Origin of the sequence: Litorivivens sp. (assembly GCF_041625495.1) — a bacterium.
Classification (GTDB): domain Bacteria; phylum Pseudomonadota; class Gammaproteobacteria; order Pseudomonadales; family Spongiibacteraceae; genus Litorivivens.
In genome coordinates this window covers 1-8,446 of the sequence record NZ_JBFJTH010000163.1, presented here as the reverse complement: position 1 = coordinate 8,446, position 8,446 = coordinate 1, and the positions used below count along the sequence as shown (strand labels likewise).

The following is an 8,446-nucleotide window of genomic DNA, read 5'->3' as shown; positions in this document are numbered from 1 at the left end:
GATGGCGTGTCTACCAATTCCACCACTTCGGCTATATTTTCAGAAATTACTGCGGAATTTCCTCACTACCACTACTGCGCGGCAACTCTGGAATCTCGTCATTCACAGATTCTGGCACCGGCGCAACATCGCGGCTTTCTTCCAGCGCGGGAATTTGCTCATCGAACCCAAGATCAGAGCCACCAGCCTTCTCTTTTGCAACGAAAGCCAGGCCTAGACTGGTACAGAAGAACAGTGTGGCCAGAATGGCTGTTGCTCGAGTCAGCGCATTACCGCTACCACTCGAACCAAACAGGGTTTGCGACGCGCCGCTGCCGAACGATGCCCCCATATCGGCGCCTTTCCCCTGTTGAATCAGGATAAGGCCGATAATTGCTATCGCCGCCAGTACGTGAAATATCAGTATCAGTTGTTCCATGACCTAACCAATCGAATGACAAATCGCGGCAAATTCGGCCGCGTCCAGCGAGGCACCGCCAACCAAACCACCATCAATATCGGGCTGACTGAACAGTTCCTTCGCGTTGGCGGCTTTAACGCTACCGCCATATAAAATGCGAACTTTCTCCGCGAGTGCCTGACTGTGTGCTGCCAGTTTACTGCGAATAAACGCATGCACTTCCTGAGCCTGCTCCGGTGATGCTGTCAGGCCCGTTCCGATCGCCCATACAGGTTCATAGGCAATGGTCAATTGATCGTGTCCGTCTGCCAGCGTCGACAACACCACGTCGACCTGCTGCCCAACTACCTCAAGCGTTTCATTCGCCTCACGTTGCGCGCGAGACTCTCCGACGCACAATATGGGCTTGAGTTCTGCTGCCAGAGCAGCGGCAACTTTACCCGCTACAAGCGCATCATTCTCACCATACAAGGCGCGGCGCTCGGAATGCCCTACCAACACATAAGTGCAGCCGCAGTCTTTCAACATTGACGCTGCCAACTCACCGGTGAAGGCGCCCTGTTCCCGCTGCTCACTGACGTTTTGCGCACCAAAGACCACATTAGAGCCTTTAAGCAATTCATCACACAGCGGGATGTACACGGCAGGGGGAATAACAGCGATATCGGCCTCTGCATCAGCGACCGCCGGCTTGAGCTCACCCAGTAACTGATGAATCTGCTGACTATCGCCATGCATTTTCCAGTTACCAGCTATCAGAGCCTGCCGCATTGTTATACCTTACCCCCCAGAACGGGCGCCAATGTTACAGAAACTGCCCACCCTACACAAGAAACAATCGCGACTTACGCCACCAGAGATTCAACTTTTTGCGAAAGCCCGGCACACAGGCGCGAGACCGTATCGGCGCACTCACCTTCCACCATCACGCGAATGACTGGCTCGGTACCGGAGGGCCGCAACAACACCCGCCCTTTTCCGCCTAGTTCGGCTTCAACGCTCGTTACCGCACGCTGCAGCTCGTCGCTCTCCATGATATTACTACCCGGCTTAACCCGAACATTTTGCATAATCTGCGGAAATTTGCGCATGCCTGACTTCAGATCCGCCAGGCTGTGGCCGGAGTCGACCATCGCATACAGTACTTTCAGCGCAGCAATAATGCCGTCGCCCGTTGTCGTAATATCGGAGCAGATGATATGTCCCGAATTTTCTCCGCCCAAGGTCCAGCCCCGAGATTCCATCAGCTCTTTAACGTAACGGTCTCCCACCTTAGCGCGTGCAAAGGGAATTTCCAGCTCTTTTAAAGCTAGCTCGAACCCCAAATTACTCATCAGCGTACCAACGACACCGCTAACGGCTCCCGATTTAAGCAGTTCATGCTGGGCTATTATGAAGAGCAATTCGTCGCCATCAACCACTTCACCACGATGATCAACAAAAACCACCCGGTCACCATCGCCATCAAAAGCGATACCCAGGTCAGCACCCTCTTCAACAACACGTTTCTGCAACGCATCGGGCGCCGTTGAGCCTACATTTTTATTGATATTAAGGCCATCGGGCGACGCCCCCATGGTGATCACCCGAGCATCAAGCTCTTTTAACGTTTGCGGACCTACCTGATAGGTTGCACCATGCGCGCAATCTACCACAATGCTCAGACCGTCAAGCGAACAACCAATCGGCATTGCTCGCTTGCAGAATTCTATGTAGCGACCGGGCGCATCATTAATACGCGACACTTTACCCAAATGGGCAGAATCCAGTGTGCTCATCGGCTCTTCCAGTTGCGCCTCAATGGCGAGTTCAACCTCGTCGGGCAGCTTGCAGCCGCTCCCGGAAAAAAACTTAATGCCATTGTCGTTGAAGGGATTGTGGCTGGCACTGATCACAATGCCTGCATTCGCCTTCATGGTACGCGTCAAATAGGCGATCGCGGGCGTCGGCATGGGTCCAAGCAGACGTACATCCACACCGGCTGCTACCAGGCCTGCTTCAAGCGCCGACTCAAACATATAGCCTGATATTCGCGTATCCTTGCCAATCAACACCTTATCGCCCGGCTTTTTTGCCAGAACTTTGCCAACCGCCCAACCCAGTCTGAGCACGAACTCCGGCGTGATATTGCCCTCACCCACACGACCGCGAATGCCATCTGTTCCAAAATACTTTCTAGCCATCCAATGCCTCTCTTGTTGTTGCCCAGGCGACTTTAACTGCATCGACGGTTTCAGCGACGTCATGCGAACGAATTATACGGGCACCGCCATGGACTGCCAGCGCCGCCGCGACTGCGCTAGCAACGCCTCTTTGTTCGACTGGGCGTCCGGTAATAGCGCCCAACAGCGACTTCCTGGAAAGGCCCGCCAAAATCGGGCAATTTAGACTCTGCAGCATCGCCATGCGATTTAAAAGTTGCAGATTGTGTTCGGGAGTCTTACCAAAACCAAACCCCGGATCCGCGATTATACGACTACGCTCTATACCCGCAGTTTCACAGGCGGCTATGCGAGCCCGCAGAAATACCAAAACTTCTGCAACTACGTCATCGTAATGGGGGGAATTTTGCATAGATCCTGGTGCGCCCTGCATATGCATCAAGCACACCGGCAAACCTGTTTCAGCAGCAGCTGCCAACGCACCCGGCTCCTGAAGTGCGCGAACATCATTCAGCAAGCCCGCACCCACCCGGGCCGACTCGCGCATAACCTCGGGCTTGGAGGTGTCGACCGAGACAATCACATCAAATTCGCTAGCGACCATCTCAACAACCGGGACCACACGATCCAGCTCCTCCGAAACCCCCACGGGTGCAGCGCCAGGACGTGTGGATTCGCCACCGATATCGATGAAATCTGCACCGGCGGCAATCATCGCCTCCGCATGCGCGCGTGCACGATCAATATCCGCGAAATATCGCCCGCCATCGGAAAAGGAATCCGGTGTTACATTGAGAATGCCCATGACTCGCGGACGAGAAAGATCGACAGAGCGCCCCGCGCAGACAAGACGCTGCGCGGGTTCTGAGTGAACTGAACTCATGGTATCAGTCAGTGAGTTCCAGCAGGGCCGCCAATTGGCCCCTCTTTGGAATCCGGGGAATCGCCACTGGCAGTCTCGCCACCGCCACCCGTTGGCGGATTGGGGTTGCCCCAATCCGAAGGCTCACGAGGCGGCTTGCCTGACATGATGTCATCGATCTGGTGAGAGTCGATGGTTTCATACTTCATCAGTGCATCGGCCATCACGTCGAGCTTATCACGATGGGATTCGAGTATTTCGTAAGCTCGGGTGTAGCAATCATTGATGATCGTACGCACTTCTTCATCAATTTCACGGGCAGTTTCTTCGGAAACGCTCTTGTGATGCTGGGTGGCTGAACGACCGAGAAATACTTCTTCTTCGCCTTCGTCGTAAAGCAGCGGACCCATTTTTTCGGAGAGGCCCCACTTGGTCACCATATTACGTGCCAGCTCCGTGGCACGCTTGATGTCGTTTGACGCGCCCGTGGTAATACCCTCTTTGCCGAGCGTCATTTCTTCGGCGATACGACCGCCAAACAACGAGCAAATCTGGCTTACGATATGCCTGCGGCTGTGACTGTAGCGATCTTCTTCGGGGAGAAACATCGTAACGCCAAGCGCCCGGCCACGCGGGATAATGCTGACCTTATAAACCGGGTCATGCTCGGGCACGATACGACCAACAATCGCGTGCCCAGCTTCGTGATAGGCCGTGTTCAGTTTTTCTTTGTCTGACATGACCATGGATTTGCGCTCGGCGCCCATCATGATCTTGTCTTTGGCAAGGTCAAACTGATCCATCCCAACCAGCCGCAAGTTAGCGCGCGCGGCAAACAGCGCGGCTTCGTTCACCAGGTTAGCCAGATCCGCACCGGAGAAACCGGGAGTGCCACGTGCGATCAGCGACGGATTGACATCATCTGCCAAAGGCACCTTGCGCATATGAACCTTAAGAATCTGCTCGCGGCCGCGAATATCGGGCAGACCAACGACAACCTGTCGGTCAAATCGACCGGGGCGCAGCAATGCAGGGTCAAGCACATCAGGGCGGTTGGTGGCAGCGATCACAATGACGCCTTCATTCCCCTCAAAGCCGTCCATTTCCACCAGCAGCTGGTTCAAGGTCTGCTCGCGCTCATCGTGCCCACCACCGAGGCCTGCACCGCGGTGACGACCCACTGCGTCGATCTCGTCGATAAAGATAATGCAGGGCGACTGCTTTTTGGCCTGCTCGAACATGTCGCGTACCCGCGACGCACCAACCCCGACAAACATTTCTACAAAGTCGGAACCAGAAATCGAAAAGAATGGCACCTTGGCTTCGCCCGCGATAGCTTTGGCTAGCAGGGTTTTACCCGTACCCGGTGAGCCGACCATCAACACACCGCGTGGAATACGACCACCCAAACGCTGGAATTTGCCGGGATCGCGCAGAAACTCTACCAGTTCCTGCACATCTTCTTTAGCTTCGTCGACACCCGCGACATCGGCAAAGGTGGTTTTAATCTGATCCTCACTGAGCAGCCGCGCCTTGCTCTTGCCAAAGGCCATCGGTCCACCGCGACCACCGCCACCGGCACCGCCCTGCATCTGGCGCATAAAAAACATGAACACGGCAATAATGATAAGAATGGGGAAGCTGGCGATCAGCAACTGTGACCAGATGCTTTGTTCAGCTGGCTTGGTACCGCGCACCTCTACATTGTGATTGTAAAGATCATCCATCAATTTGGGATCTTCAATCATCGGGCGAACAGTTTCAAAGTCGGAATTGTCCCGCCGAAGACCACGAATCACCAGCCCATCGACCGTCACTTTTTCAATCCGATCGTTGCGCACTTCCTGAATAAACTGCGAATAGGTCAGCGTGTCAGGATTAGGTTTAACACTGAAGTTGTTGAATACCGACAGCAGTACTGCAGCGATAATCAGCCACAACAACAGGTTTTTTGCCATATCGTTCAAAAGAAATCCTCTCTGGCACAAGCGCTCAATCCGCTTACGCCTCAATACTCTCAACGTTCCACTTTACTACAGAACCGCCATCGCGGCTATCGAAACCGGCCGGGCACAGTTTGTTACAAAGTTGTTAAAATTCAGCAGCCTAGCCCTTAAACCCCTTGCCGAGCACGTACACTTCACGCGAGCGCGGCCGCGAGGCCTTGGGTTTGCGTGTTACCGTGGTGTCAAAGGCTGATTTCAACTCCCGGTAGAACTCTTCATAGCCCTCACCGTGAAAGGCTTTACTGAGGAACACCCCACCAGGGCGCAACACGCGGCGGGCCATATCAAGCGCCAGCTCTACCAGATACATGGAGCGTGGCTGATCAACTGCATTCATACCACTCATGTTTGGGGCCATGTCGGAAATTACAAGGTCCAAGGGTTGGTCGCCAATGAGCGCCAACAGTTCCTCAAACACGTGATCTTCTGTGAAATCGCCCTGTAAAAACTCCACGTCGGCCAGTGTATCCATGGGCAGAATATCCGACGCAATTACCCGCCCGCTGGTACCAATGATTTCCGCCGACACCTGCGACCACCCGCCCGGCGCCGCCCCAAGATCCAGGACCTGCATTCCAGGCCGAAGAATCCGGTCTTTTTCCTGTATTTCCAACAGTTTGTAACAGGCGCGAGAACGGTAGCCCTCGCGCTTGGCCTGCTTTACATAGTGGTCATCAAAATGCTCTTTGAGCCAGGCGCCACTGGACGCTGATCGCTTCTTTGCCAAGATATAACCCTGTTTTTCATTCGGCTTTTCAATTCATTCGCGCACAGTATACCTTTTGAGTACAATACGCGCCCTTTTACGCAGTCGGATCTCAATCAGATGGACACAGCCAAGCGGAAACAATTGCGCACAATCGGCCATAAACTGAAGCCCGTGGTGATGATTGCTGGCAAGGGTGTAACAGAAGGCGTCGACGCCGAGCTGGAGCGCGCGCTGGAAGATCACGAACTGATCAAGGTGAAACTGGCCATTCCCGAGCCGGCAGACCGTAAAATGGTTATTAGCTACCTGTGTGAAACCCATCGGGCTGAGCTGGTTCAATCCATCGGCAAGGTAGCGCTGATCTACCGCGCAGCCAAGAAGCCCAACCCCAAGCTCTCCAATCTGCTGCGCTGAGCCACCAGGGGCGCCTGGGCACATCGCCCCGCAAGGTGGCTGCCGCCACCCCCGGCAAAGCATGCACAGAAATCGCTTACAGGTGCTCGACTTTGTCAATCTCGTATTCGATGTCACCACCGGGCGCCCTTACAACCACGACATCGCCCTCGGTTTTACCAATCAGTGCACGCGCAATGGGTGAGGTGACGGAGATCATGCCTTCTTTTACGTTGGCCTCGTCTTCACCCACGATACGATAGCGTACCTCTTCGTCTGTTTCGCAGTTGATAAGACCAACGGTGACCCCAAAGATCACTTTGCCGGTGTTGGGCAGGTTTTTTACGTCTATTACGCGCGCTTCAGACAGCTTACCTTCCAGCTCCTTGATGCGCCCCTCGCAAAACCCCTGCTGCTCACGTGCAGCGTGATATTCAGCATTTTCTTTCAGATCGCCGTGCTCACGCGCCTCGGCAATTGCCTGAATAATGCGCGGTCGGTCAACGGTTTTAAGACGGTTCAGCTCTTCCCGCAGTTTGGCTTCGCCTTCTACGGTCATGGGTACCTGGCTCATTGCAATATCCCTCTGTGTACATCCTGCAGGCGTCGAACCACTTTCTCCTCACCAAAGGAGAGCGCCATACAGATAGCCTCCGCACCCGCCAAGGTGGTGGTGTAGGGAATCTTGCTAGCCAGTGCCGAGCGCCGAATGGTGGAAGAGTCCGCGATAGCCTGCTTGCCTTCCGTTGTATTGATGATCAGTTTGATATCACCGTTTTTCACCATATCCACAATATGGGGACGACCTTCCTTAACCTTGTTTACCCGTTTGCACTCGAGCCCAGCTTCCGTTAACACGGCATGTGTTCCGCGAGTTGCGCAAAGGGTAAAGCCGAATTCCAGCAACTGTTTGGCTACAGCGACAGCACCGGGCTTATCTGGATTACGCACACTGATAAACGCCAGCCCCGGCTTGGGTAGCTTTTCACCCGCCCCGCGCTGGGCTTTGGCAAAGGCTTCAGCAAAACTTTCACCCAAGCCCATCACCTCACCGGTCGATTTCATTTCCGGGCCAAGAATCGGGTCTACACCCGGGAATTTATTGAAAGGGAAAACCGCCTCTTTAACACTGTAGTAGGTGGGCACAATTTCTTGGGTGAAGTTTTGGTCTTCTAGCGACGTGCCAGCCATGCAGCGTGCTGCTACTTTCGCCAGTGAAACACCGATGCACTTGGAAACAAAAGGCACCGTACGCGATGCGCGTGGATTCACTTCGATAACGTAGATCTTGCCATCCTGCCAAGCGAGCTGAACATTCATCAACCCCTTGACGCCCAACTCTATCGCCATTGCTTTCACAATATCGCGCATTTCATTCTGCACATCTTGCGGCAATGAATACGGCGGTAGCGAACAGGCCGAATCGCCCGAGTGCACGCCCGCCTGCTCAATGTGCTGCATGATGGCACCAATGACCACATCCTTGCCGTCGGAGACCGCATCAATATCCACCTCAACGGCGGCGCTCAGGAAGTGATCGAGCAGTACCGGCGAATCTTCAGACACATGCACGGCCTGCACCATGTAGCGTTCCAGCTCATCTTCTTTGTAGACGATTTCCATCGCCCGCCCACCAAGCACATACGATGGACGCACCACCAGGGGGTAGCCTATTTTCTCAGCCACTTTCATGGCTTCAGCAGAGGATCGCACAATGGCGTTAGGCGGTTGCAGCAGCCCAAGCTTGTTGATCATTTGCTGGAAGCGCTCGCGATCTTCGGCGCGATCTATTGCATCTGGGGTCGTGCCAATTATCGGTACGCCTGCAGCTTCCAGAGCACGCGCAAGCTTCAAGGGGGTCTGTCCACCGAACTGGACAATAACGCCCTTGGGCTTTTCCTTGTCGACAATTTC

General features: G+C 54.4%; 9 protein-coding genes. 1 reads left to right on the top strand and 8 read right to left on the bottom strand.

Going from position 1 to position 8,446, the window contains the following annotated elements; all coding sequences use genetic code 11:
* Nucleotides 1-46: 46 nt before the first annotated feature.
* The 6 genes from secG to rlmE form a co-directional block, all read right to left on the bottom strand.
* Complete coding sequence (gene secG / locus ABYP39_RS15385) at nucleotides 47-418, bottom strand: preprotein translocase subunit SecG (protein ID WP_372748310.1); 372 nt, start codon at nucleotides 416-418, stop codon at nucleotides 47-49.
* 3 nt (nucleotides 419-421) lie between these two features.
* Entirely contained in the window at nucleotides 422-1,171 is a 750-nt protein-coding gene (tpiA, locus tag ABYP39_RS15380; protein WP_372748309.1) for a triose-phosphate isomerase, read from the bottom strand.
* 74 nt (nucleotides 1,172-1,245) lie between these two features.
* Entirely contained in the window at nucleotides 1,246-2,583 is a 1,338-nt protein-coding gene (glmM, locus tag ABYP39_RS15375; protein WP_372748308.1) for a phosphoglucosamine mutase, read from the bottom strand.
* Nucleotides 2,576-3,445, bottom strand: a complete 870-nt coding sequence (gene folP / locus ABYP39_RS15370) for a dihydropteroate synthase (protein ID WP_372748307.1) — start codon at nucleotides 3,443-3,445, stop codon at nucleotides 2,576-2,578. Before folP ends, glmM begins: the two co-directional genes overlap by 8 nt.
* 8 nt (nucleotides 3,446-3,453) lie before the next feature.
* On the bottom strand, nucleotides 3,454-5,382 hold the full coding sequence (gene ftsH / locus ABYP39_RS15365) for an ATP-dependent zinc metalloprotease FtsH (protein ID WP_372758686.1): 1,929 nt from the start codon (nucleotides 5,380-5,382) through the stop codon (nucleotides 3,454-3,456).
* Nucleotides 5,383-5,530: 148 nt separating this feature from the next.
* A complete protein-coding gene (gene rlmE / locus ABYP39_RS15360) occupies nucleotides 5,531-6,157 on the bottom strand; it encodes a 23S rRNA (uridine(2552)-2'-O)-methyltransferase RlmE (protein ID WP_372758684.1) in 627 nt (208 codons plus the stop codon).
* Nucleotides 6,158-6,256: 99 nt separating this feature from the next.
* On the opposite strand from rlmE, the gene ABYP39_RS15355 reads away from it, so the two are divergent.
* Nucleotides 6,257-6,553: a YhbY family RNA-binding protein gene (locus tag ABYP39_RS15355; RefSeq protein ID WP_372750211.1), complete on the top strand. Its 297-nt coding sequence runs from the start codon at nucleotides 6,257-6,259 to the stop codon at nucleotides 6,551-6,553.
* A gap of 76 nt (nucleotides 6,554-6,629) precedes the next feature.
* Here the strand turns inward: ABYP39_RS15355 and greA are convergent, their stop codons facing one another.
* Together greA and carB are read right to left on the bottom strand one after the other, a co-directional pair.
* Complete coding sequence (gene greA, locus ABYP39_RS15350; protein ID WP_372783408.1) at nucleotides 6,630-7,106, bottom strand: transcription elongation factor GreA; 477 nt, start codon at nucleotides 7,104-7,106, stop codon at nucleotides 6,630-6,632.
* On the bottom strand, nucleotides 7,103-8,446 hold a 1,344-nt coding region (gene carB / locus ABYP39_RS15345; protein ID WP_372783407.1), incomplete at its 5' end, for a carbamoyl-phosphate synthase large subunit. The genes carB and greA, both read right to left, overlap by 4 nt.

What these genes read in the sequence shown, in the direction of transcription:
- ftsH (WP_372758686.1), bottom strand. Translation starts at nt 5,382, where the DNA reads ATGGCAAAAAACCTGTTGTTGTGGCTGATTATCGCTGCAGTACTGCTG.
- greA (WP_372783408.1), bottom strand. Translation starts at nt 7,106, where the DNA reads ATGAGCCAGGTACCCATGACCGTAGAAGGCGAAGCCAAACTGCGGGAA.
- ABYP39_RS15355 (WP_372750211.1), top strand. Translation starts at nt 6,257, where the DNA reads ATGGACACAGCCAAGCGGAAACAATTGCGCACAATCGGCCATAAACTG.
- glmM (WP_372748308.1), bottom strand. Translation starts at nt 2,583, where the DNA reads ATGGCTAGAAAGTATTTTGGAACAGATGGCATTCGCGGTCGTGTGGGT.
- tpiA (WP_372748309.1), bottom strand. Translation starts at nt 1,171, where the DNA reads ATGCGGCAGGCTCTGATAGCTGGTAACTGGAAAATGCATGGCGATAGT.
- secG (WP_372748310.1), bottom strand. Translation starts at nt 418, where the DNA reads ATGGAACAACTGATACTGATATTTCACGTACTGGCGGCGATAGCAATT.
- folP (WP_372748307.1), bottom strand. Translation starts at nt 3,445, where the DNA reads ATGAGTTCAGTTCACTCAGAACCCGCGCAGCGTCTTGTCTGCGCGGGG.